The sequence below is a fragment of the Streptomyces sp. NPDC046203 genome (assembly GCF_040646255.1).
Taxonomy (GTDB): domain Bacteria; phylum Actinomycetota; class Actinomycetes; order Streptomycetales; family Streptomycetaceae; genus Streptomyces.
Genome location: NZ_JBEYZX010000004.1, coordinates 132918 through 156406 on the forward strand (window position 1 = coordinate 132918; position 23489 = coordinate 156406).

A 23489-nucleotide genomic window follows, 5' to 3' on the forward strand; every position below is an offset into this window, starting at 1 on the left:
GCTACTTGCCGGTCTCGCGCTCGTATGCCTTGATGACCTCGTCGGTCGGGCCGTCCATCAACAGCTCGCCCTTCTCCAGCCACAGCACCCGGTCGCAGGTGTCCCGGATCGACTTGTTGCTGTGACTGACCAGGAAGACCGTGCCGGCCTCCTTGCGCAGCTCGCGGATGCGCTCCTCGGAGCGGATCTGGAACTTGCGGTCGCCGGTCGCGAGCGCCTCGTCGATCATGAGGACGTCGTGCTGCTTGGCGGCGGCGATGGCGAAGCGCAGCCGGGCGCCCATGCCGGACGAGTAGGTCCGCATCGGCAGCGAGATGAAGTCGCCCTTCTCGTTGATCCCGGAGAAGTCGACGATCCCCTGGTAGCGCTCCTTTATCTCCTCGCGGCTCATGCCCATGGCGAGACCGCCGAGGATGACGTTGCGCTCGCCGGTCAGGTCGCTCATCAGCGCCGCGTTGACGCCGAGCAGCGAGGGCTGGCCGTCGGTGAAGATCTTGCCGCTCTCGGTGGGCAGCAGACCCGCGATGGCACGCAGCAGGGTCGACTTGCCGGAGCCGTTGGTGCCGATGAGGCCGATGGCCTCGCCCCGGTAGGCGGTGAAGGAGACACCGCGCACGGCGTGCACCTTGCGCACGCCGCGCTCGGACTGCCCCTTGCGGCGCTTGAGGATCCGGCTGAGCGCGGCGGTGGCACTGCCCCTGCCGCCCGCGCCGCCGTTGACCCGGTAGACGATGTGGACGTCGTCCGCGATGACGGTGGGCACCCGGCCCTGGTTCTGATCAGCCACGGCCGTACCTCTCCTCGGCCTTCCAGAAGTAGACGAAGCCGCCGATGCCGATCGCCACGGACCAGGCCAGCGCGGCGAACCAGACGTGCGACGGCAGGTTCTGGGAGCCGTAGCCGTCGATCAGCGCGAACCGGATCAGGTCCATGTACAGCGCGGCCGGGTTGTACTGGAGCAGGTCCGCGATCCAGGCGGGCTTGTCCTTCAGCATCACGGGGATGGAGAACATGACGCCCGACGCGTACATCCAGGTGCGCATGATGAACGGCATCAGCTGGGCGAGGTCGGGGGTCTTGGCGCCCATCCTGGCCACGATCATGGCGAGGCCCGCGTTGAACAGGAACTGCAGCACCAGCGCCGGGACCACCAGCAGCCAGCTCGGCGACGGGAAGCTGCCGAAGGCGACCGCGATGCCCGCGAGCACGACCATCGAGAACAGCAGCTGCTGAAGCTGCTGCAGCGCGAACGAGATCGGCAGCGAGGCCCGCGGGAAGTGCAGCGCCCGCACCAGGCCGAGGTTGCCGGAGATCGCCCGGACACCGGCCATCACCGAGCTCTGCGTGAAGGTGAACACGAAGACACCGGTCACGAGGAACGGGATGTACACGGAGTGCGACATACCGCGACTGGTACCGATGATCACGCCGAAGATCAGGTAATAGACGCCCGCGTTCAGCAGCGGGGTCACCACCTGCCAGAGCTGGCCGAGCTTCGCCTGGCTGTACTGGGCGGTGAGCTTCGCCTGGGAGAACGCCAGGATGAAGTGGCGGCGCCCCCACAACTGGCGGATGTACTCCGCGAGCCCAGGCCTGGCGCCGCTGACCGAGAGGCCGTACCTCGCGGCCAGTTCGGCCGGACTCAGGCCGTCGTCGACGGACGGCCGGGCGCTCGTCGCGACCCCACCGTCCTGGGTTGTGTCACTCACAAGTCGAAAACTTTCGTGTTCAAGATGCGCGGCAAAGTCGGGTACCACGATGTCAGACGACCGGCGGGCGTCCCATCCGGGTCAGCCGCCACACCGTACGCCACCCCATGGGCCGCCGCGGACCGCAGGCCGTCTTCCAGCCCGCCCGGAAACCGCCGAACCACGCCTTGAGCGCGGGTCCGGAAGGCCGCCGCACCAGCGTGAGGAGCAGCCAGACGCCGAGGTAGACCGGCACGAGCAATGCGGGAAGATTACGGCGCGCCAGCCACACGCGATTGCGGGCCACGTTGAAGTGGTACGTCGCGTGCCGGGACGGTGGGGTGGTCGGGTGCAGCAGCACCATGTCGGAACGGTAGTCGATCATCCAACCCGCGTCGAGCGCGCGCCAGGCGAGGTCGGTCTCCTCGTGCGCGTAGAAGAACGCGTCGGGCAGACCGCCGACTTCGGCGAAGACCTTGGTGCGCACCGCGTTGGCGCCGCCCAGGAAGGTGGTCACCCGCGAGGAGCGCATCGGGTCCGAGGCCCGCAGCCTCGGCACGTGCCGGCGCTGGGTCTGTCCCGTCTCCGGATCGGCGATCCGGAAGCTGACGATGCCGAGCTTCGGGTCCGCGGTGAACGCCTGGCGGATCAGCTCGCCGGTGTCGGTGTTGGCGAGCAGCCCGTCGTCGTCCAGGAAGAGCAGGGCGTCGACGTCGGTGCCGCCGGGGCCGAAGGCCTCGATGCCGACGTTGCGGCCGCCGGGGATGCCGAGGTTCTCCGGCAGGGTGATCGAGCGGACGCCCTCGGGCAGTCCGGGGATCTCGACTCCCTGGCCGACCACGACGACCTCGATGGGGTCGCCCTCCTGTCGGGCCACGGAGTCGAGCAGGGCGCGCAGGTCGTCGGGGCGGTTGCCCATGGTGATGACGACCGCGCCCAGCTTCATCGGTTCGGTCATGGTGCCGGTCCTCACTTGAGCCTGCTGGAGGCGAGGATCGACACCAGGTGCAGCACGGTCTGGAGCAGCGCGATGCCGGCCAGCACGGCGACGCCGAGCCGGGAGAAGTACAGGTCGCCCCGGATCTGGTCCAGGATCGCGAGGACCAGGATCAGCAGGGACGCCTCGATGCCGAGGATCAGCCGGTGGAACTTGAGCGCGGCCGCGGCCCGGCGGGCCAGTGCCATGCCGGAGGAGCGCGGCTCGGCGGCCGCTTCCTTGACCGGCGGCAGTCCGCCCTGGTGCCGGGCGACGCCGACGAGGTCGGTCTCCGCCTTGATCAGGATGGCGCCGAGCGCGGCGAGGGTGCCGAGGAAGGCCCACAGCCAGTCGATCCGGCCGCCGCCCCACAGGTCGGCGGCGCGCAGCCCGAAGCCGACGAGCACGGCCGCGTCGCACAGGTAGGCGCCGACCCGGTCGAGGTAGACACCGCCCAGCGAGAACTGCTTCTTCCAGCGGGCCAGCTCGCCGTCGACGCAGTCGAGCAGCAGGTAGAGCTGGACGGCGACGACACCGAGGACCGCGCCCCAGACACCGGGGACGAGCAGCGCCGGAGCGGCGAGCACGCCGGCGAGGGTCATCAGGTACGTCAGCTGGTTCGGCGTCACCCGGGTGTTCGCCAGCTGCCGGGTGATCCGCAGCGAGATCTCCCGCATGTAGAGGCGGCCACCCCAGTGTTCGCCGCTGCGCCGGTCCTTCACACCCGGGGGGTGGACGACCGGACGCAGCTCAGCTACCGATGGTTTGTGCATAGTCGGCGTATGCGTCCCTGATCTCGTCGGCGGACAGGTCGAGGTGTTCGAGGATGGTGTAGCGCCCGGGGCGGGTCTGCGGGGCGAACTCCACGGCGCGGACGAACTCGTCCACGCTGAAGCCCATCTCCTCCGGGGACACCGGCAGCCCGTGCCGGCGCAGGGTGGCGACCATCCGCGCGGAGTCGTCGCGGGCCCCGCGCAGGTGCATGGCGAAGGCGGCGCCGAGGCCGCACTGCTCGCCGTGGCTGGCCGCGCGCGTCGGGTAGAGCAGGTCGAAGGCGTGGCTGATCTCGTGGCAGGCGCCCGAGGAGGGGCGGCTGTCGCCACTGATCGACATGGCGATGCCGGACATCACCAGGCCCTCGGAGAGGGTGACCAGGAAGTCGTCCTCGCCGACCCCGCCGGGGTGCCGGAGCACCGCCTCGCCCGCGCTGCGGGCCATGGCGGCGGCCAGGCCGTCGACCTTCTCGCCGGTCTCGCGGTGGGACAGCTCCCAGTCCGCGATGGCGGAGATGTTGGAGATGGCGTCGCCGATGCCGGAGCGGACGAAGCGCGCCGGGGCGTCCCGGATCACGTCGAGGTCGATGACCAGCGCGATCGGGGTGGGCACCCCGTAGGAGCCGCGTCCGTTGTCGTTGTCCAGGGTGGAGATCGGCGAGCAGATGCCGTCGTGCGACAGGTTGGTGGCGATGGCCACCAGCGGCAGCCCGACCCGGGCCGCCGCGTACTTGGTCACATCGATGATCTTGCCGCCGCCGAGCGCCACGACCGCGTCGTAGCGCTTGCCGCGCATGGCGTCGGCCAGCTTGACGGCCTCGTCGATGGTGCCGCCCGAGACCGGGTACCAGTCGGCGCGCGGCATCTCCGGGGCGAAGCGGTCACGCAGCTTCAGGCCGGAGCCGCTGCTGATGGCGACCGCGATCCGCCCGTTGCTGGAGATCCGCTGGTCCGCGAGGAGCGCGGACAGGTCGTCCAGCGCTCCCCCGCGGATGTCGACGACGACCGGCGACGGAATGAGCCGGGTCAGTACTGGCACGCGATGTCCCGGCCCTTCGCGAGGTCGTCGTGGTTGTCGATCTCGACCCACTTGACGTCGCCGATGGGCTCCACGTCGATGGCGAAGCCGCGGTTCACCAGCTCCTGGTAGCCGTCCTCGTAGTACAGGTCGGGGTCGCGCTCGAAGGTGGTCTTCAGGGCGTCGGCCAGCTCCTCGGCGGCCTCGGCCTCGATGAGGGTGACACCGATGTACTCGCCCGTCGCGTCGGCCGGGTCCATCAGCTTGGTGATCCTCGTGACGCCCTTGCCCTCGGCGGTGACGACCTTCATCTCCTCGTCGGCGAGGTTCTTCACCGTGTCGAGGGCGAGGATGATCTTCCGGCCCTCGCCGCGGGCGGCGAGCAGCGTCTTCTCCACGGAGACCGGGTGCACGGTGTCGCCGTTGGCGAGGATCACGCCCTGCTTCAGGACGTCACGGGCGCACCACAGGGAGTAGGCGTTGTTCCACTCCTCGGCCTTGTCGTTGTCGATGAGGGTCAGCTTGAGGCCGTACTTCGACTCCAGCTGCTCCTTGCGCGCGTACACGGCCTCCTTGCGGTAGCCGACGACGATCGCGACCTCTTCGAGGCCGACCTCGGCGAAGTTCTTCAGCGTGAGGTCGAGGACGGTCAGCGAACCGTCGCCGGCCGGGTCCACGGGCACGAGGGCCTTCGGAAGGGTGTCGGTGTAGGGGCGCAGACGCCGTCCGGCACCGGCTGCCAGTACGAGGCCAATCATGCTGTCTCTCCTTCGTCGTGTACGGCGGGCGCCCCGGAGGAGACCCAGAAACGGATCGACTCCACGAGCGCCACGAGACCCACGGCGACCGCGAGGGCGGTCAGTGCCGTGGTGAGGTCATTGCCACGGTTCGCCAGCAGGGCGGCGAGGACGGCCACCACGAGGGTGCGTCCCTCGTGACCGCCGAGGACGCGCACCAGCCAGGCGGGCGGCGCGCCGGCGTTGCCGCGAATGCGGTACACCGTGTCGTAGTGATGGTAGGCGACCGCCGCGACCAGCCCGAATGCGGCCGGAAGGGCCTGGGCGGCGTCGGAGACGGCGGCCAGGGCGAGGATCGTTCCGTACTCGGCGGCACGGAAGAGCGGCGGTACGAGCCAGTCGAGCGCGCCCTTCAGCGGGGCGGCCACGGCCTGCCCGGCCCAGAAGGCGTACGCGACGGCGGCGGCCACCGTGGCCCAGCCGGGGCCGGTCACCAGGGCGCAGACCAGCACGCAGACCGCGCCGAACAGCGCGAACAGCGGCGCCGTGAGGCCCTTGGCCCGGTCGCGGCGGAACATCCGGGCGACGGCCGAGGCGAGCGGGCCGGAGTCGGCGAGCGCGGCGAGGGCCTCGGCGGCGCGGTCGGTGCGCGGGGCCTTGCGGCCGACCGAGCGCAGCAGCCGGCCGGCGGTGGTGTAGCAGGCGCCGAAGGCACAGCCGACGATCAGCGCCCAGAAGACGATCCGGGGGCTGGTGAGGGCGGTGAGGACGGCGATCATCGCCCAGCGCTCGCCGATCGGCAGGATGATCATGCGCCGGGCCCAGACCGTCCAGCCGACGCTGTCGAGCCGGCTGGAGACGCCCAGGCTGGTCTTGGCGGTGGATCCGGCGCTCGCGGCGTCGTTCGTGTTCGCCTCGTTGAAGGCGAAGTCCACGACGTGGCGGCAGGTCATGAGGACCATGGCGCCCAGCGCGAGGGCCCAGACGTCGTCGCCGCCCCGGGCCGCGCCGAGCGCGAGACCGGCGTAGAAGGCGTACTCCTTGGCGCGGTCGAAGGTGGCGTCGAGCCAGGCGCCCATCGTCGAGTACTTCAGCGCGTACCGGGCGAGCTGCCCGTCCGTGCAGTCCAGGACGAAGGAGACGAGCAGCAGCACACCGGCGGCCACGAAACCCGCGCGCTCGCCGGTGGCGGCGCAGCCGGCCGCGATCAGCGCGGTGAGCAGCGAGGCGGTGGTGACCTGGTTGGGGGTCAGTCCGCGGCGCGCGCACCAACGGGCGATGTAGCGCGAGTACGGGCTGATGAAGAAGGTCGTGAAGAAGCCGTCGTGGGCCTTGACCGCGGAGCGCAGGCGTACGGCTTCGTCGTCGACGGCCTCGACGGCGGCGCGCGCCTCGTGGCGGGCCGCCGGGTCGGTGGGGACGGCGGCGACGAGGGAGCCGAGCTGCGGGCGGTGGACGGCGACGCCGTCGGCGTCGAGCGCGTCGGCGAGGGTGTCGGCGAGGCTGTCGGCCGGGGCCTGCGCGGTGGCCGGTCCGCCGTCGCGCGCGGGCGCGGGAGCGGGGTCCTGTCCGGCGCTCTGCCCGGGGGCACCGGCGTCCGGGGCAAGGTCGCCCGTGCCGCGTTCGGCGGGCGCGCTCCGCTCGGCCGAGGCCAGGGCGCGGTCGAGGGCCGGCCGGGCCTCGGGCTGTACGGCGAGCGCGCCGGCCACGGCGGCGGCCGGGAAGCGGGGGTCGGTGAGGGCCAGGCGCAACGCGTGCGGGTGACCGACGAAACGGGGGTCCACCAGGGCGACCCGCGTTCCGGCGGGCACCCGGGCGAGCAGGGCGCCCGTGTCGTGGGGGCCGGAGGCGGTCTCGACCCGGAAGCCGAGGGACCGCAGATCGGCGTCGAGCGACGATCCGGGTACCGGCGGGCCGGTGAGGATGGCGGTCGACAGGGCGAACTCACTCCTTGGAGCTGACGGACGGGCCGCGGGACCCATGACTCGGCCCCGGGCGCGGCGACACGGCCCGGCACCGGGCGGCGGCACGTCGGCTGAGGCTATCGGATGACGGAAGCCCGAGTTCACCGAGGTTTCGCGGTACCGCCTCCGCACGGTCGTCCCACTGTCGAACAAGTGGGTCGACCTCGCGTTCCTCATCATGGGTGATCAACCGTCCGGGTCACAAAACCGCGCCTGGGCGCGCGGTCGCCCGCCCCGGCGACGACGATCGGACACGTGTCTCCACGTTTTTCATCACCGCAGGTCAGAGCATATGACAACGGTGTTCAGTACCGTGTTGCACATACCCCCCACCCGTAGTTCACTGGCGAATCGGAGCACCGGACGACGGCACGACACCACACGCGACGACACGATCGGGAGGCCACGCCATGGGGGCTGGACACGACCACGGACACAGCCACGGCGGCCCCCCGCCGACCGGCACCGCGGCCGCCGCGTACCGGAACCGACTGCGCATCGCACTCGGCATCACGCTCTCCGTGATGGTGGTGGAGATCATCGGCGGCATGGTCGCCGACTCCCTCGCCCTGATCGCGGACGCGGCCCACATGGCGACCGACGCCGTCGGCCTCGGCATGGCCCTGCTCGCCATCCACTTCGCCAACCGGCCGCCGAGCGGCAACCGCACCTTCGGCTACGCGCGCGCCGAGATCCTGGCCGCGCTCGCCAACTGTCTGCTGCTCCTCGGCGTCGGCGGATACGTCCTGTTCGAGGCGATCGGACGGTTCCTCGAACCGGCCGAGACCCGGGGCGGCCTCACCATCGCCTTCGCGCTGGTCGGCCTGGTCGCCAATGTGATCTCGCTGTCCCTGCTGATGCGCGGCCAGCAGGAGAGCCTGAACGTCCGCGGCGCCTACCTGGAGGTCCTGGCCGACGCGCTCGGCTCGGTGACGGTCCTGATCGCGGCGGGCGTCATCCTGCTCACCGGCTGGACCTACGCGGACCCGATCGCCTCGCTCGTCATCGGTCTGATGATCGTGCCGCGTACGGTGAAACTGCTGCGGGAGACGCTCGACGTCCTGCTGGAGTCGGCCCCCAAGGGCGTCGACATGGCCGAGGTACGGGCACACATCCTGGGCCTGCCGGGCGTCGAGGACGTCCACGATCTGCACGCCTGGACGATCACCTCGGGCCTGCCGGTGCTCTCCGCGCACGTGGTGGTGGCCCCGGACGCGCTGGACGCGGTGGGCCACGAGGAAATGCTGCACGCGCTCCAGGGCTGCCTCGGCTCGCACTTCGACGTGGAGCACTGCACCTTCCAGCTGGAGCCGGCCGGGCACGCCGCGCACGAGGCGAAGCTCTGCCTGTGAGCCGTGGCCGGTGAACTGTGGCTGGTGAACTGTGACCTGTGGCCGGTGAACGGGCGGGGTCCGCGACCGGGCAGGGCTGTTAGCCTGCCGGGCACGGCGCGTACGTGCCCGCGCAGCGGGCCCGTGGTACACCCGCGGGGAATCCGAAGAGAGGGGCTGGGGTCGATGACCGTCGCGAGGGAGGCCGCCCACGGTGGCGGCATCCGGTCCAGCCTTTCGCTTCCGGGTCTCCGGCCGGCCTGACCTCCGTCTTCGGGACGTACCCCCGGGACATCCGCGGAATTCTCCCGGATGCCCGGGCGTCCTCGCGCGGCCGGGACCCCTCATCTCCCGACAAGGGGTTTCCCACGTTGTCCGATCACGACAGCACCCAGAACACTCCGTACCAGGCTTTCTTCACCCTGCACCACGGTCTGCCGAGGCAGGGCCCCGGCTCCGACGCCACGACCCGGCGGCTGCTCGCCCTGGCCGGCCCGCTGCCCGAGCGGCCGCGCGTGCTCGACCTCGGCTGCGGCCCCGGCCGCTCCGCCCTGCTGCTCGCCGAGGCGGGCGCCGAGGTGACCGCCGTCGACCTGCACGAGCCGTTCCTGGCCGAGCTGCGGACGGCGGCCGACGCCCGCGGGCTCAGCGACCGGATCCGTACCGTTCGGGCCGACATGGGCGCGCTCGACCTGCCCGACGGCTCCTTCGACCTGGTCTGGGCCGAGAGCTCGGTCTTCGTCCTCGGTTTCGACCGGGCGCTCGCCGACTGGCGGCGGCTCCTGGCCCCCGGCGGCACCCTCGTCCTCACCGAGTGCGTGTGGACCACCGCCGAGCCGTCCCCAGGCGCCCGTGCCTTCTGGGACGCGCGGTATCCACTGCGGACCGTCGCCGCGAACACGGCGGCGGCCGTCGCCGCCGGCTATCACGTCCTCGGCCTCGTCCCGCAGCCGGAGAGCGACTGGGACGAGTACTACGACCCGCTGGCCGAGCGGGCCGACGCGGCGGACACCACCGCGCCCGGCATGGCCGAGGCCCTGGCCGAGACCCGCGCCGAGATCGCGATGCGCCGGGCACACGGCGCCGACTACGGTTACACCGGCTTCGTCCTGCGCCCCGCGGATCCACGCTGGCGGACCCGCGCGGAGACCGGGGCCGACCGCGGTGCCGTACGGGAGGTCGTCACGGCGGCCTTCCCGACCCCGGACGAGGCACGGCTCGTCGACGCGCTGCGCGCCGACGAGGATGCCTGGCTGCCCGGTCTGTCGTACGTGGCGGAGGCGCCGGACGGGACGATCGCGGCGTACGCCCTGATCACCCGGTGCCGGGTGGACGGTGCCCCGGCGGCGGCGCTCGCCCCGGTCGCGGTCGCCCCCGCCCACCAGCGCTCGGGCGCCGGGCAGGCCGTCGTCCGGGCCGCCCTGGACGCGGCGCGGCTGAGCGGGGAGCGGCTGGTGCTGGTCCTCGGGCACCCGGAGTACTACCCGCGCTTTGGCTTCGTACGTGCGTCCGCGTATGGGATCAAGCCAGCCTTCACTGTTCCGGACGAAGCGATGATGGCACTCGACCTGGACGGTTCCGGCGCCGTTGCCGGGGGCACGATCAGCTATCCCGTGGCTTTCGGGGTCTGAGCGCGGGGCCGCTCCCACCACTTCGGGGTGTACTCCGGAGCGGTGCGGAGCGGCCATGTCCGGCCGCCGAAGTGCGGACAAGCCCGTTTTGTGCGGCAGACTGAACCAGGGGTCATCCGGCGGATCACGGTCGGACGGACCCTGGCCCCCAGGGCGAGGACCAAAGCGAAGGATGGGTATGCCGACCACACCAGCCACCCTGGCTCACAGTTCGACGAACGGCGCCGGGCCGGTCGCGGCCGAGGAGCCGATCATGCTCGAACTGGTCGACGAGGACGGCGTCACGATCGGTACGGCGGAGAAGCTGGCCGCGCACCAGGCGCCGGGGCAGCTGCACCGCGCCTTCTCCGTCTTCCTCTTCGACGAGGCCGGCCGCATGCTGCTGCAGCGCCGGGCGCTCGGGAAGTACCACTCCCCCGGCGTGTGGTCGAACACCTGCTGTGGCCACCCCTACCCGGGCGAGGCGCCGTTCGCGGCGGCGGCCCGGCGCACCTTCGAGGAGCTGGGCGTCTCGCCGTCGCTGCTCGCGGAGGCGGGTACGGTCCGCTACAACCACCCGGATCCGGCCTCGGGTCTGGTGGAGCAGGAGTTCAACCACCTCTTCGTCGGCCTGGTGCAGGAGGCTCCGCGGCCGGACCCGGAGGAGATCGGGGACACCGCCTTCGTGACGGCGGCCGAGCTGGCGGAGCGCCACGCGGCCGTGCCGTTCTCCGCCTGGTTCATGACAGTGCTGGACGCGGCGCGGCCGGCGATCAGGGAGCTGACGGGGCAGGCCGGGGGCTGGTGAACCGGACGGGCCGGGCCCCTTCGGGCCGGGCCCGGACCGTGCGTCGTACGTCGCGAGAGGCCGGACCTTCGGGTCCGGCCTCTCGGGCGTTCGGGGCTCCCGGGACTCCCCGGGGAGGGTGTCCGGCGGCCGGTGTCCGGCGGAGGTCGGCCCGGGCACGGAAAAGGGGCCCCGGCCTCGGCCGGGGCCCCGTGGATGCGGGGTGATGCGTTCGTACGGGGTGCGGTTCAGGCGGTGAGTCCGCCGAGGGTCCGGGGGCGCGGCGCGCCCTTCACAGGCCCAGGCCGACCGGGCCGCCGGGGACCCGTAGTCCGGGCGCGTGGACGCCCTGCGGGTGGGCGCCCGGTGTGGGGGCGCCCGGTGCCGGTGCTGCCGGTGCCTCGGCCGTCGCCCGGACGCCGGTGCCGGGAGGTGCCGGATGCTGTCGGGATGCCCGGGCCGGCTGCGGACCGGGTGGGGCCGCGGAGGCCGCGGCGGGCGGCGGCTCCATGGGGGCCGGGCCCGGTACGAAGGGGTTCAGGGGCAGCGCCGCCCAGATGATCTTCCCGCCGCTCGCGGTGTGCTCGACGTCGCAGGCACCGCCGGCCTCGCGGGCGATCTCACGGACCAGGAGCAGCCCTCGGCCGCCGGTCCGGCCGCAGTCGGCCTCCAGGGCCTTGGGGCGGTAGGGATGCTGGTCCTCGACGGACACCCGGATCCACTCCGCCCCGATCGCCACCTCCACCGCTATCTCCGGGGAGAGCAGCGCCGCGTGTTTGACCGCGTTGGTGACCAGCTCGGAGATGATGAGCAGGAGCCCCTGGACGATGTCGTCGTGGACCGGGACGCGCTGCCGGGTCAGGAGGTCGCGCACGGCGTGCCGGGCCTGCGGCACGGACACGTCGACCGCCGGAGCGGTGAAGCGCCAGACTCCTTCGTAGGACGATGGCCGGACAGGCACGCTCCCGCGGCTCTCCATGGTCCGGCTCCCACCCTCGTGCTCGATTGTCGCCACGGGGTCGAGTCTTGGGAATCGAGGGCCGGACCTCCGGCTACTGACCAGAAGTCGACACCTATAGGCCACATTCTGATCGGATGCGTATGACGGGGTCAGTTGTTCGACTGTTCCTGATCCCCGGCCGACTACTTCGGAGGCGGTGGCGCTGGTGTGACCATACTGACGATCCTGCGTCCGCCCACGCCCATCGCCACCAGGCCGAGCCCGTCGAAGAGCAGCGCCAGCGAGAAGAAGGTCCCGAGGACGTACAGGCTGCTGTGCGGCCAGTCGACGAGCACCAGCACGCCGAGGAGCAGCCCGAACGCGCCCTGGAGCAGCGTCCAGCCGAACTGTGGTCCGCGCACCACCACGCTCCCCACCAGCCGGAACAGCCCGCCGGTGAGGAACAGCAGCGCCGCGAACATGGTCAGTGCCTCGGCCGTCTCCACCGGGTAGCGGATGACGATGATCCCGGCGGCGATGTTCAGCGCGGCCACCACGGCCGCCAGCCAGAAGTACCCGGTGCCCCGGGACACGACGGCGTGCGCCAGCCCGACGACCCCGCCGATCAGCAGCAGCCAGCCGAAGAGCAGCATGGAGGTGAGGGTGGCGACCCCGGTGTAGATCAGACCGACGATCCCGCCGACGACGAGCAGGGCGCCGAGCCCCGCGAGCAGACCGAAGTCACGGCTGAGCCGCTTTCCCTCCCGTGTCGTCCCCGCCGCGGCGTCCGGCGAGCCCGCCGGACCGGGGTGCGTCTTCCTGCGGGCCATGGGCGTACCTCCTCGTACCCCCCGGACCCCTTCTTGATCGTACGTACGGGCCGCCCGGATAGCATCCGGCGCATGGAGCCGCAGCTGACCGTCAGCGTCGCCGACGAGGTCGCCACCGTCGTCATCGACCACCCCGCCAAACGCAACGCCATGACCGCCGGCATGTGGCGCTCGCTGCCCGGTCTGCTCGCGCCGCTCGCCGCCGACCCCGCCGTCCGGGCGCTGGTGCTCACCGGCGCGGGCCCGACCTTCTGCGCCGGCGCCGACATCTCCACCCTGGGCGAGCCGGGTGACGACCAGCAGACGCTCGCGACGCTGGCCGAGGAGGCGCTGGCCGCGTTCCCGAAGCCGACCCTGGCCGCCGTGCGCGGCTACTGCGTCGGCGGCGGCAGCCAGCTCGCCGCCGCGTGCGATCTGCGTTTCGCCGAGGAGGGCGCCCGTTTCGGGGTGACCCCGGCCAAGCTCGGCATCGTCTATCCGGCCTCCTCGACCCGGCGGCTCACCGCGCTCGTCGGCCCCTCCGCCGCCAAGTACCTGTTGTTCTCGGGCGAGTTGATCGACACCGAGCGGGCGCTGCGCACCGGGCTCGTCGACGAGGTCCTGCCGGCCGGTGAACTCGGCGAGCGGGTGGCCGAGTTCACCCGTACCCTCGTCTCCCGCTCGCTGCTCACCCAGGCCGCGGCCAAGGAGTTCGCGAACGGCCGCACCGACCGGGACGCGCACTGGGCCGGGCGGGCGCACGGCAGCGACGACACCGCGGAGGGTGTCGCCGCCTTCCTGGAACGCCGGCCGCCGCGCTTCACGTACGGGCGCTGATCCACGTGCGTCCGGTGACGCACCCGCTGATCCGCGCGCGTCACCGGACGCACGAAGGGCCCTTCTCCGCGCCCTTCTAGCCGAGTTCCTCGACCCGTGTGCCACGCCAGTGCGCGACGATCCCGGCCGGGGCCTTCTCGGGCGACCCGGCGTCGTAAGGGGGCTGCGGGTCGTACTCGGTGAGGAGCTGGATGGTCTGCGCGGTCGTGTCGCCCGCGATCCGGCCGATCAGGTGCAGGGCCATGTCGATGCCGGAGGAGACACCGGCGGCCGTCACGTACTTGCCGTCGAACACCACACGCTCGGCGGTCGGTTCGGCGCCGTACGCCCGCAGTTCGTCGTACGCCAGCCAGTGGCTGGTGGCGGGCCGGCCGGTGAGCAGACCGGCCGCGCCCAGGAGCAGCGAGCCGGTGCACACCGACGTGGTCCAGGTGCTGGTGGCGTCGGCCGCGCGGAGCCAGGCGAGCAGCTCCGGATCGCCGACCGCCTCCCGCGAGCCGGGGCCGCCCGGCACCAGCACGATGTCCGGGCGCGGTACGTCCGCGAGGGCCGCGTCGGCGACCAGGGCGAGGGTGCCCTGGTCGCCTCGGACGGGGCCGGGCTCCTTGGCCACGAAGACGGTCTCGGCCCCGGGGAGGCGGGCGAGGAGTTCGTAGGGCCCGACGGCGTCGAGGCTGGTGAAGCGGTCGTAGAGAAGAATGGCGATCTGCATGTCCGTCCTTACGGTCGCAGGGGGCGGGCCGGCCGGGGCGCGGGTCGGCCGATGGGGGCGTGCGGTTCAGCCGATGGGGGCGTGCGGTTCAGCCGATGGGGGCATGGAAGCGCCGCCGGTAGTCGGCGGGCGGGGTGCCCAGGGCCTTCACGAAGGCGCGGCGCATGGCCTCCGGGGTGCCGTATCCGGCGGCGCGCGCGACCTCCTCGACACCGCGCGCGGACTCTTCCAGGAGCCGGCGGGCGTGTTCGAGGCGGACGCGGTCGACGTAACGGCCGGGGGTGGTACCGGTCTCGGCGCGGAAGGCACGCGCGAAGTGGCGCGGCGAGAGCCGGGCGCGGGCGGCGAGGACCGGGACCGACAGATCGTCCTCGGGGTGTTCGGTGATCCAGTGCTGGACGTCGCGCAGCGGTTCGCGCCGGGCGGTCTGCGCGGTCAGCGGGACGCTGAACTGGGCCTGGTTGCCCGGTCTGCGCAAGTAGACGACGAGATACCGGGCGACGGTGAGGGCCGCGTCCCGGCCCAGGTCCTCTTCGAGGAGCGCGAGCGCGAGGTCGATGCCCGCGGTGACTCCGGCGGAGGTCGCGATCCGGCCGTCCCGGACGAAGATGGGGTCCGGGTCCACCGTCACCTCGGGGTGCTCGTGGGCCAGTCCGTCGCAGGCGGACCAGTGCGTGGTCACCCGGTGTCCGTCCAGGAGACCTGCCTCGGCGAGCAGCAGCGCGCCCGTGCAGACCGCGACGAGCCGCCGCGCGTCCGGGGCGTGCGCGCGCAACCAGGCGACGAGCGCCGGATCGGGAGTGAGGGTGCCGTGACCGCCCGGCACGAGCAGGGTGTGCGGCGGGCCGTCGGCGACGGCCTCGGCGAGCGAGGTGTCCGGCAGGATCCGCAGCCCGCTGCTGGTGCGGACCGGACCGCCGTCCAGGGAGGCCGTGCGGATCCGGTACGCGCCGGGCCGGCCGGCGGCACGGGCGCCGCCGTGGAAGACCTCGACCGGTCCGGTCACGTCGAGTGTCTGCACACCGTCGAAGAGGACGACCAGGACCGGTCCCAAGTGCTGCGTCATGTCTTCATCCTTGGCGGGGCCCGGGATGGCCGCAAGGACGAGCTCCCCACCTATTCGGCCATGGCCGGGAAGCGGCCGCCGTCGAGCCGTTCCGGTTCGCCGCCGGGGACCGCTCCCCCGTGTACCGCTCGGCCGTCGCGCGAACCCCGCCAGCCGTCGCGCGCCGCGCGCGGAGTCGGGCCGGATGCCGCGTACGGGTGAGCGACCCGGCAGAATGCAACCGCAAGCTTGAGGCACGAGAAGGCGGGTCGGACATCGTGACGACGTCCATCGAAGCAAGGATCGCCGAGGAGCTCGGGGTACGCGAGCGGCAGGTGAAGGCGGCCGTCGAACTGCTCGACGGCGGTTCGACGGTGCCGTTCATCGCGCGCTACCGCAAGGAAGCGACCGAGATGCTCGACGACGCGCAGCTGCGCACTCTGGAGGAGCGGCTGCGGTATCTGCGCGAGCTGGAGGACCGGCGGGCCGCCGTCCTCGACTCCGTACGCGAACAGGGCAAGCTGACGCCCGAGCTGGAGGCACGGATCCTCGGCGCCGACACCAAGGCGCGTCTTGAGGACATCTATCTGCCGTTCAAGAAGAAGCGGCGGACCAAGGCGCAGATCGCCCGCGAGGCCGGGCTCGAACCGCTGGCCGAGGGGCTGCTCGCCGACCCGTCGGTGGCGCCGGAGGCCGCTGCGGCGGCGTTCGTGGACGCCGGCAAGGGGGTCGCGGACGCGGCCGCCGCGCTGGAGGGCGCACGCTCGATCCTCACCGAGAAGTTCTCGGAGGACGCGGACCTCATCGGCGAGCTGCGCGAGCGGATGTGGGGCCGGGGCAGGCTCGCCGCCCGGGTCCGGGAGGGCAAGGAGGAGGCGGGCGCGAAGTTCGCCGACTACTTCGACTTCTCCGAGCCGTTCACCGAGCTGCCCTCGCACCGTGTCCTCGCGATGCTGCGCGGCGAGAAGGAGGACGTGCTCAGCCTGGAGCTGGAGCCGGAGGAGCCCGCCGCGACGTCGGCGCCGTCCGTGTCGTCGGCGGTCTCGTCGTACGAGCCGATCGTCGCGCACCGGTTCGGCGTGGCCGACCGGGGGCGGCCCGGCGACAAGTGGCTGCTGGACACGGTGCGCTGGGCCTGGCGCACCCGCATCCTCGTCCACCTGGGCATCGATCTGCGGATGCGGCTGCGGACGGCCGCCGAGGACGAGTCGGTCCGGGTGTTCGCGGCGAACCTGCGCGACCTGCTGCTGGCCGCGCCGGCCGGTACCCGGGCGACGCTCGGTCTCGACCCCGGCTTCCGTACGGGCGTGAAGGTCGCCGTCGTCGACGCGACCGGCAAGGTGGTCGCCACCGACACGATCCACCCGCACGTTCCGGCGAACCGGTGGGACGAGTCGCTGGCGAGGCTGGCCAAGCTGGCGAAGGAGCACGCGGTCGAGCTGGTCGCCATCGGCAACGGCACCGCCTCACGCGAGACCGACAAGCTGGCCGGTGAACTCCTCGCCAAGCACCCCGAGTTGAAGCTGACGAAGGTGATGGTCTCGGAGGCCGGAGCCTCCGTGTACTCGGCCTCCGCGTTCGCCTCGCAGGAACTCCCGGACATGGACGTGTCGTTGCGCGGCGCGGTGTCCATCGCCCGGCGGCTCCAGGACCCGCTGGCCGAACTGGTGAAGATCGACCCGAAGTCGATCGGCGTCGGCCAGTACCAGCACGACCTGTCCGAGGTGAAGCTGTCGCGTTCCCTCGACGCGGTCGTCGAGGACTGCGTGAACGGTGTCGGCGTCGATGTCAACACCGCCTCCGCTCCGCTGCTTTCGCGGGTCTCCGGGATCAGCGCGGGACTCGCCGAGAACATCGTCGCGCACCGCGACGACCACGGCCCGTTCCGTTCCCGCAAGGCGCTGAAGGACGTGTCGCGGCTCGGCCCGAAGGCGTACGAGCAGTGCGCGGGCTTCCTGCGGATCCGGGGCGGCGACGACCCGCTCGACGCGTCCTCGGTGCACCCGGAGGCGTACCCGGTGGTGCGCCGGATGGTGAAGACCTCCGGCGGCGAGGTCGCCGCGCTGATCGGCAACACCGGTGTGCTGCGCGGCCTGCGCGCGGACGACTTCGTCGACGACACCTTCGGCCTGCCGACGGTCACCGACATCCTGAAGGAGCTGGAGAAGCCGGGCCGCGACCCGCGTCCCGCGTTCCGTACGGCCACCTTCAAGGACGGCGTCGAGAAGATCGGCGACCTGGTGGCGGGCATGGTCCTGGAGGGTGTCGTCACCAATGTCGCGGCCTTCGGCGCCTTCGTGGACGTCGGTGTGCACCAGGACGGTCTGGTGCACGTCTCCGCCATGTCGAAGACCTTCGTCAAGGATCCCCGCGAGGTGGCGAAGCCGGGCGACGTGGTGAAGGTGAAGGTCCTCGACGTCGACATCCCGCGCAAGCGGATCTCGCTGACGCTGCGCCTGGACGACGAGGCGAACGCCGCCGCGTCCGCGTCCGGGGAGCGGGCGCCCCGGCACGAGCGCGGGGACCGCGAGAATCGCGGAGAGCGTGGGGAGCGCGGCGACCGGGCCGGCCGTCCGCCGCAGCAGCGCCGCGGAGACCGCGACCGTGACGGTGGTCGCGGCCGTGGTCAGGGAGCCTCCGCGCCCGCCCCCGCCAACAGCGCGATGGCGGACGCCCTTCGCAAGGCGGGCCTGCTGAACGAGGGTGGTTCGGGCGGCCGGGGCGGGCGCGGCAAGCGCTGACGTACGCCGACTGACAGCTGACGGCTGACGGGCGCGGGGCCCTGTGCGCAGGCCCGCGCCCGTCCGTTCGCCGGTCCGTTCAGCCGTCCACTCGCCCGTCCGTTCCCCCGGCCGGGACGTTCAGCCGAGCCGGGCGGTGACGAACCGGACCCGGTCCACCACGGACGCACGCGGGAGTTCCACCAGCTCGTACCCGTACCCGGTGTACGTCTCGACCATGGCGGCATGGGTCCGTTCCGCCTCGGCGGACGACTGCCTGCGCTCGGTGTCCTGCCGGTAGATCTCCGGCCAGGGCGGTGCGATGAACACCCGCGGGTGGTACCGGAAGGTGCGGGCGGCGGTGTCGAGATGGGCGGGCACGGGCCGGCCCTCGACCCGCAGATAACCCACGATGTCGGGGATCCCCCGGTCGAAGAAGACGGCGGGCCCCGGCCCGGTGGGCGCGCCCCGGTAGGACCGCAGTTCCCAGCAGAGCATCAGCTCGGCGAAGAGCCCGGGGTCCTGCCAGGGAAGCCCCGGGCCGCCGACGGCTCGCTGGTCCTGGATGACCCCGCGCCCCGCCTCGTACGACCGGGCGAAACCGGCCGCCTGGAGGCGGTCGATCAAGGTGCTCTTCCCGGATCCGGGCCCTCCCGTGATCACGACGCGTCGTGCCGGGCCGGACGCCGGGCCCGGTTCAGGTCCCGACCCTCCGGGACCCGGCCCTTCGAAGCCCGGCCCCTCGGACCCGGCCCCGGCGCCACCGGCCGCGTCGGTCACGGCGCGAAGCGCAGGGCCCACTCCGCCCGGTTCGCCACCGACAGGTCGTCGTCCTCCGTCAGCGGCTGGAGGAGGCCGCGAGCGGTCTGCGGGTCGGCCTGGACCAGGTCGACGATCTCGGCGGCCAGGCCGTCCTGGTCGTCGCCCAGGTCGACGGCGGAGGCACGGACGAGTACCGGGAGCCGGTCCGTACCGCCGAGGCCCGCGATCACGCCGCCGAGCAGCTCGCGGCCGTAGGCATTGCGGTCCTCGATCGCGTGGTCGAGTCCGGCCTCCAGGCGCGGGAGCTGCGCCCGGTCCCCGCTCGCCGCGATCTCGTCGGCGAGCTCGATGGTCTCGTCGAGGTCGGCGTCGAGGTCGTCGAGCATGGCGAGAAGCCGGGTCACACGGTCGTCGGTCATGGTGCCTCCTGGAATGCGCCGTCCACGAGGACGGGGACGACGGCCGACGCGTCGGTCTCGGCGGCCACCTCCACGTCCCGCGCACAGCCGTACGCGTACAGTTCACGGCCCGACTCGCAGCCGCGCAAGGCGGCGACCGGGTCCTTCGTGGCGGTCCACAGCGTGGCCGCCGCGGTCGCCTCGGGGGTCAGGGTGAGGTCCGGGCGCTCGGCCCGCAGCGCGGCGAGGACCGCGCCCGCGCCGAGCAGGTCCTCCAGGGCGGGGCGCAGGGAGCCGTCGGGCCACCGCTCGCCGGCGGCGACGACGGTGAGCGGCCGGTCCGCGCCGCCGTATCCGTGCGCGGCGAGGCGGCGGGCGACGGCGCCCGCGTTGCGCAGCGAGGCCGCGATCACCGTCGCGCCCCCGGCCGCCGCCTCGGCGCTGATCGTGGAACCGTTCGGGGACGGCAGCACGAGCCGGGCGGGCGAGGGCGCGGCGCGCAGCGCGGCCGGGGAGAGCGAGTACGGATGCTCGGGCGTCGCGGCGCCGCGGCCGACGGCGAGGACGGCGTCCTTCTCCCGGGCGTACGCGGCGGCGCTCTCGTCCCGCCACCGGTACGGGTACACGGCGGTCCCGGCCTCGACGGCGACACCCACGGCGGTCGTGAACGACAGCACGTCGACCACGACCACGCACGCCGCGCCATCCGCACGATCCACGCGATCCGCCCGGTCCGCGGCCGGGGCGGCGAGGGCGCGCGCCCCGGCCGGTCCCCAGCCGAAGGAGACGGTCATCAGAGTTCGGTGACCTTGCCGTCCGCGACCTCGACGCGCCGGGTGGTACGGACCGCGTCGAGCATCCGCCGGTCGTGGGTGACCAGGAGCAGCGTGCCCTCGTACGACTCCAGCGCCGACTCCAGCTGCTCGATGGCGGGCAGGTCGAGGTGGTTGGTCGGCTCGTCGAGAACGAGCAGGTTCACCCCTCGGCCCTGGAGCAGGGCGAGCGCGGCGCGGGTGCGTTCGCCGGGCGAGAGGGTGGTGGCGGGCCGCAGCACGTGGTCGGCCTTGAGGCCGAACTTGGCGAGCAGGGTGCGGACGTCGGCGGGCTCGGTCTCGGGGACGGCCGCGCAGAACGCCTCCAGCAGGCTCTCCGTACCGTGGAAGAGCTTGCGCGCCTGGTCGACCTCGCCGACGACGACGCCGGGGCCGAGCACCGCGTGGCCCGTGTCGAGCGGGAGCCGGCCGAGGAGCGCGGCGAGCAGGGTGGACTTGCCGGCCCCGTTGGCACCGGTGATGGCGACCCGGTCGGCCCAGTCGACCTGGAGGCTGACGGGACCGAAGCGGAAGTCGCCTCGGCGGACCTCGGCGTCGCGCAGGGTCGCGACGACGGAGCCGGAACGGGGCGCGGCAGCGATCTCCATCCGCAGCTCCCACTCCTTGCGGGGCTCCTCGACGACGTCGAGCCGCTCGATCATCCGCTGGGTCTGACGGGCCTTGGCGGCCTGCTTCTCGCTGGCGTCGGCGCGGTGCTTGCGGGCGATCTTGTCGTTGTCGCCGGACTTGCGGCGCGCGTTGCGGACGCCCTTGTCCATCCAGTTGCGCTGCATGAGGGCGCGCGATTCGAGGGACGACTTCTTGTCGGCGTACTCCTCGTAGTCCTCGCGGGCGTGTCGGCGGGCGGTGTCCCGCTCCTCCAGGTACGCCTCGTAGCCGCCGCCGTAGAGGGTGATCTGCTGCTGGGCGAGGTCGAGTTCGAGGACCTTGGTGACGGTGCGGGTGAGGAACTCGCGGTCGTGGCTGATGACGACGGTCCCGGCGCGCAGCCCGCGCACGAACTCCTCGAGGCGCTCCAGGCCGTCGAGGTCGAGGTCGTTGGTGGGCTCGTCCAGGAGGAACACGTCGTAGCGGGAGAGGAGCAGCGAGGCGAGACCGGCGCGGGCGGCCTGGCCGCCGGAGAGCGAGGTCATGGGCTGGTCGAGGCCGACGGTCAGACCGAGGCCGTCGGCGACCTCCTCCGCGCGCTCGTCGAGATCGGCGCCGCCGAGATCGAGCCAGCGCTCCAGGCTGACGGCGTACGCGTCGTCGGCGCCGGGCGTGCCGTCGACCAGGCCCTGGGTGGCCTCGTCCATGGCGATCTGGGCCGCGGCGACACCGGTACGGCGGGCCAGGAACTCCCGTACCGTCTCACCGTCCCGCCGCTCGGGCTCCTGCGGGAGGTGACCGACGGTGGCGGTCGGCGGGGAGAGCCGCAGCTCCCCGTCCTCGGGGGTGTCGAGGCCCGCGAGGAGGCGCAGGAGCGTGGACTTGCCCGCTCCGTTGACCCCGACGAGGCCGATGACGTCGCCGGGGGCGACGACGAGGTCGAGCCCGGCGAAGAGGGAGCGGTCGCCGTGGCCGGCGGCGAGATTCTTGGCGACGAGAGTGGCAGTCATCAGGGTGAATCCTACGGGGACGGCGGTGGGACCCGGCCCGGGCCGGGGGACGGACCTGTCCGGGCGGCGGGGGCATGTGCCGGCCCGGCCCGTGGAACGGACCCGCGCGGGCGACGGGGGCACGTCCCGGCCCGGCTCATGAGACGGCCCTGTGCGGGCGGGCGGGGCGGCGGTACCGTCCCGCCATGGACAGCGATGTGATCGTGGTGGGCGGCGGGGTCGTGGGTCTGACGGCGGCGATCCGGCTCGCGGAGCGGGGCCGGCGGGTCAGGGTGTGGTCGCGGGACGACGTGACCGGGACGACGTCGGCGGTGGCCGGGGCCCTGTGGTGGCCGTACCGAATAGAGCCGGAGGCGGAGGTCGGCGACTGGTCGCTGGCCACGCTGCGGGTGTACGAGGAGCTGACGGCCGAGCCGGCGGCGACGGGCGTCCGGTGGGTGCCGGGCGTGCACGCGGGCACCCCGCTGGAGAAGCTCAGCGGCTGGGCGGCCGGGGTGCCGGGGCTGCGGTCGATTCCGGACGAGGAGGTGCCGGGGCCGTACGGGACGGGGATCGCGGCGCGGCTTCCGCTGGTGGACATGCCGGTGCATCTGGCGTGGCTGCGCGGTCGTCTCGAAGCGCTGGGCGGGGTCTTCGAGCAGCGCGTGGTGAAGGATCTCGCCGAGGCGGAGGCCGCCGGGGCGCGGGTGGTGGTCAACTGCACGGGGCTCGGGGCGCGCGAGCTGATGGGCGACGACCGGATGCACGCGGTGCGCGGGCAGCTGGTCCTGGTGGAGAACCCGGGGGTGGACAGCTGGTTCGCCGTGTCCGGGAGCGGGGTGGCCGATCCCGTGTACTTCTTCCCGCACGCGGACCGGCTGGTGCTCGGCGGCACGGCCGGGGAGCACGAGGAGGAGATGAAGCCCGATCCGGCGACGGCGGAGGCGATCATCGCCCGGTGCGCGCGGGTCCGCCCCGAGATCGCGGACGCCCGCGTGCTCGGTCACCGGGTGGGGCTGCGGCCCTCCCGTACCGGCGGGGTGCGGCTGGAGACGGGGCGGCTGCCGGGCGGAGCGCTGCTGGTGCACGACTACGGGCACGGGGGCGCGGGGGTCACGGTGGCGTGGGGCTGCGCGGACCGGGTGGCGCGGCTGGTCTGCGACGGCTGAGCCGGGGCGCCGGGCGGGATGCCGGGACGCCACGGCAGGCGGCCAGGCGGGAAGCCGCCGGGCGGGAAGCCGGGGTGTCAGGGCGGCCGGGCGGGCAGCCGGGGTATCGGGGCCGGGCTGCCGGGCTGCCGGGCTGCCGGGCTGGAACGCGCGGCGCCCGCCCGGCGAAGCGTGGGGATTCGCCGGACGGGCGGTTGGGCCCGGCCGAAGCGTGTGGTGCCGCGTGGGCCGGTCTCATGCGGGGTGACGTGGTGCGGGCCGGTGCGGCACCGGCGGTCTTCCGTGCCGGTGGCTGCGGTCGGCCGGTGCGGGTGCCGGAGGTGCCGGTCCCCAAGGGGGCGAGCCCGGGGTGCCGGTCCCGGGGCCCGTCCTGGGGCCTGTCCCGGGGGGCCGACTCCGGCGGCACCCGTGCGGGTCAGCCCGGGAAGGGCTTCGGGGCGTGGCTGTCGGCGTCCCGACAGGCGCGGACGCGCTTGTCGAGCGCGTCGGCCTTGGCCGTCGCCTTGCGGGCCTCCTCCCGCGCTCCGAGCTTCTTCAGCTTGGCGGCCTTGGAGCGCAGGGCCTGGGACTCCTGCCGCATCTTCGGGACGTCGCACGTGACCGTCTTGCCGGCCGCCTGGGCCGGTGCGGCGGTCACGGTCTGCCCGAGCAACAGGCCCCCGGCCAGCAGCGTCGTCGCGGCGAGAACGGACAGGATGCGGCGCGGACGCGGCGCGTGGGTCGTCATGGTGTCACTTTCGTGTTCCGGGCAGGAGAAGCCCGTTGGGTATGGTCAGTACCTGTTGACGACCCTAGCCCTCAAT

At 72.9% G+C, this 23489-nt stretch carries 21 protein-coding genes and 1 pseudogene; 6 read left to right on the top strand and 16 right to left on the bottom strand.

The annotated features are described in order from the left end of the window. Window position 1: 1 nt before the first annotated feature. The 7 genes from ABZ990_RS05070 to ABZ990_RS05100 are packed head-to-tail and all read right to left on the bottom strand — an operon-like array spanning window position 2 to window position 7129. Entirely contained in the window at window positions 2-787 is a 786-nt protein-coding gene (locus tag ABZ990_RS05070) for an ABC transporter ATP-binding protein (RefSeq protein WP_361225416.1), read from the bottom strand. Then, window positions 780-1709: an ABC transporter permease gene (locus ABZ990_RS05075; protein WP_361225419.1), complete on the bottom strand. Its 930-nt coding sequence runs from the start codon at window positions 1707-1709 to the stop codon at window positions 780-782. Before ABZ990_RS05075 ends, ABZ990_RS05070 begins: the two co-directional genes overlap by 8 nt. A 52-nt stretch (window positions 1710-1761) precedes the next feature. Continuing rightward, window positions 1762-2634, bottom strand: coding sequence for a glycosyltransferase (locus ABZ990_RS05080; protein ID WP_361225750.1), 873 nt, complete (start codon window positions 2632-2634; stop codon window positions 1762-1764). A 23-nt stretch (window positions 2635-2657) separates the two neighbouring features. Then, window positions 2658-3437: a CDP-alcohol phosphatidyltransferase family protein gene (locus ABZ990_RS05085; RefSeq protein ID WP_361225421.1), complete on the bottom strand. Its 780-nt coding sequence runs from the start codon at window positions 3435-3437 to the stop codon at window positions 2658-2660. Next, window positions 3415-4476, bottom strand: a complete 1062-nt coding sequence (locus ABZ990_RS05090; RefSeq protein WP_361225424.1) for an iron-containing alcohol dehydrogenase family protein — start codon at window positions 4474-4476, stop codon at window positions 3415-3417. Before ABZ990_RS05090 ends, ABZ990_RS05085 begins: the two co-directional genes overlap by 23 nt. Continuing rightward, the gene (locus ABZ990_RS05095; protein ID WP_361225427.1) at window positions 4464-5213 is read right to left on the bottom strand and encodes a phosphocholine cytidylyltransferase family protein; all 750 of its coding nucleotides are present in this window, start codon (window positions 5211-5213) and stop codon (window positions 4464-4466) included. Before ABZ990_RS05095 ends, ABZ990_RS05090 begins: the two co-directional genes overlap by 13 nt. Beyond that, window positions 5210-7129 (bottom strand): DUF5941 domain-containing protein, encoded by a 1920-nt coding sequence (locus ABZ990_RS05100; protein ID WP_361225753.1) that lies wholly within the window; start codon window positions 7127-7129, stop codon window positions 5210-5212. Before ABZ990_RS05100 ends, ABZ990_RS05095 begins: the two co-directional genes overlap by 4 nt. Window positions 7130-7566: 437 nt before the next feature. On the opposite strand from ABZ990_RS05100, the gene ABZ990_RS05105 reads away from it, so the two are divergent. From ABZ990_RS05105 to idi, 3 genes are all read left to right on the top strand, one after another. Beyond that, on the top strand, window positions 7567-8508 hold the full coding sequence (locus tag ABZ990_RS05105; protein WP_361225430.1) for a cation diffusion facilitator family transporter: 942 nt from the start codon (window positions 7567-7569) through the stop codon (window positions 8506-8508). 350 nt (window positions 8509-8858) lie between these two features. Then, entirely contained in the window at window positions 8859-10118 is a 1260-nt protein-coding gene (locus ABZ990_RS05110; protein WP_361225433.1) for a bifunctional class I SAM-dependent methyltransferase/N-acetyltransferase, read from the top strand. Window positions 10119-10296: 178 nt separating this feature from the next. Then, the gene (idi, locus tag ABZ990_RS05115) at window positions 10297-10905 is read left to right on the top strand and encodes an isopentenyl-diphosphate Delta-isomerase (protein ID WP_361225436.1); all 609 of its coding nucleotides are present in this window, start codon (window positions 10297-10299) and stop codon (window positions 10903-10905) included. A gap of 511 nt (window positions 10906-11416) precedes the next feature. Here the strand turns inward: idi and ABZ990_RS05120 are convergent. Both ABZ990_RS05120 and ABZ990_RS05125 read right to left on the bottom strand, forming a co-directional pair. Beyond that, window positions 11417-11863, bottom strand: a pseudogene (locus ABZ990_RS05120) (ATP-binding protein); the annotation flags it as partial. A 164-nt stretch (window positions 11864-12027) separates the two neighbouring features. Next, a complete protein-coding gene (locus ABZ990_RS05125) occupies window positions 12028-12654 on the bottom strand; it encodes a DUF308 domain-containing protein (protein ID WP_361225439.1) in 627 nt (208 codons plus the stop codon). 72 nt (window positions 12655-12726) lie between these two features. Between ABZ990_RS05125 and ABZ990_RS05130 the strand changes: the two genes are divergently transcribed. Then, window positions 12727-13470: an enoyl-CoA hydratase-related protein gene (locus ABZ990_RS05130; RefSeq protein WP_361225442.1), complete on the top strand. Its 744-nt coding sequence runs from the start codon at window positions 12727-12729 to the stop codon at window positions 13468-13470. A 76-nt stretch (window positions 13471-13546) separates the two neighbouring features. Here ABZ990_RS05130 and ABZ990_RS05135 read toward each other — a convergent pair whose 3' ends face one another. Then, window positions 13547-14182: a DJ-1/PfpI family protein gene (locus ABZ990_RS05135; RefSeq protein ID WP_361225445.1), complete on the bottom strand. Its 636-nt coding sequence runs from the start codon at window positions 14180-14182 to the stop codon at window positions 13547-13549. Between the two features lie 88 nt (window positions 14183-14270). Then, a complete protein-coding gene (locus tag ABZ990_RS05140; RefSeq protein WP_361225448.1) occupies window positions 14271-15248 on the bottom strand; it encodes a DJ-1/PfpI family protein in 978 nt (325 codons plus the stop codon). Between the two features lie 257 nt (window positions 15249-15505). Between ABZ990_RS05140 and ABZ990_RS05145 the strand changes: the two genes are divergently transcribed. Then, window positions 15506-17968: a Tex family protein gene (locus ABZ990_RS05145; RefSeq protein ID WP_361225451.1), complete on the top strand. Its 2463-nt coding sequence runs from the start codon at window positions 15506-15508 to the stop codon at window positions 17966-17968. Window positions 17969-18088: 120 nt separating this feature from the next. Here ABZ990_RS05145 and ABZ990_RS05150 read toward each other — a convergent pair whose 3' ends face one another. The 4 genes from ABZ990_RS05150 to abc-f are packed head-to-tail and all read right to left on the bottom strand — an operon-like array spanning window position 18089 to window position 21538. Beyond that, window positions 18089-18748 (bottom strand): AAA family ATPase, encoded by a 660-nt coding sequence (locus ABZ990_RS05150; RefSeq protein ID WP_361225454.1) that lies wholly within the window; start codon window positions 18746-18748, stop codon window positions 18089-18091. Then, a complete protein-coding gene (locus ABZ990_RS05155) occupies window positions 18724-19128 on the bottom strand; it encodes a hypothetical protein (RefSeq protein ID WP_361225457.1) in 405 nt (134 codons plus the stop codon). The genes ABZ990_RS05150 and ABZ990_RS05155 overlap by 25 nt, the downstream gene beginning before the upstream one ends. Then, window positions 19125-19901, bottom strand: a complete 777-nt coding sequence (locus ABZ990_RS05160; protein ID WP_361225460.1) for a 2-phosphosulfolactate phosphatase — start codon at window positions 19899-19901, stop codon at window positions 19125-19127. Before ABZ990_RS05160 ends, ABZ990_RS05155 begins: the two co-directional genes overlap by 4 nt. Next, window positions 19901-21538 (bottom strand): ribosomal protection-like ABC-F family protein, encoded by a 1638-nt coding sequence (abc-f, locus tag ABZ990_RS05165; RefSeq protein WP_361225463.1) that lies wholly within the window; start codon window positions 21536-21538, stop codon window positions 19901-19903. The genes ABZ990_RS05160 and abc-f overlap by 1 nt, the downstream gene beginning before the upstream one ends. Before the next feature lie 185 nt (window positions 21539-21723). Here abc-f and ABZ990_RS05170 point away from each other — a divergent pair, with 185 nt between their 5' ends. Then, window positions 21724-22686, top strand: a complete 963-nt coding sequence (locus tag ABZ990_RS05170; protein WP_361225466.1) for an FAD-dependent oxidoreductase — start codon at window positions 21724-21726, stop codon at window positions 22684-22686. Between the two features lie 415 nt (window positions 22687-23101). Here ABZ990_RS05170 and ABZ990_RS05175 read toward each other — a convergent pair whose 3' ends face one another. After that, window positions 23102-23413, bottom strand: a complete 312-nt coding sequence (locus tag ABZ990_RS05175; RefSeq protein ID WP_361225469.1) for a hypothetical protein — start codon at window positions 23411-23413, stop codon at window positions 23102-23104. Between the last annotated feature and the right edge of the window lie 76 nt (window positions 23414-23489).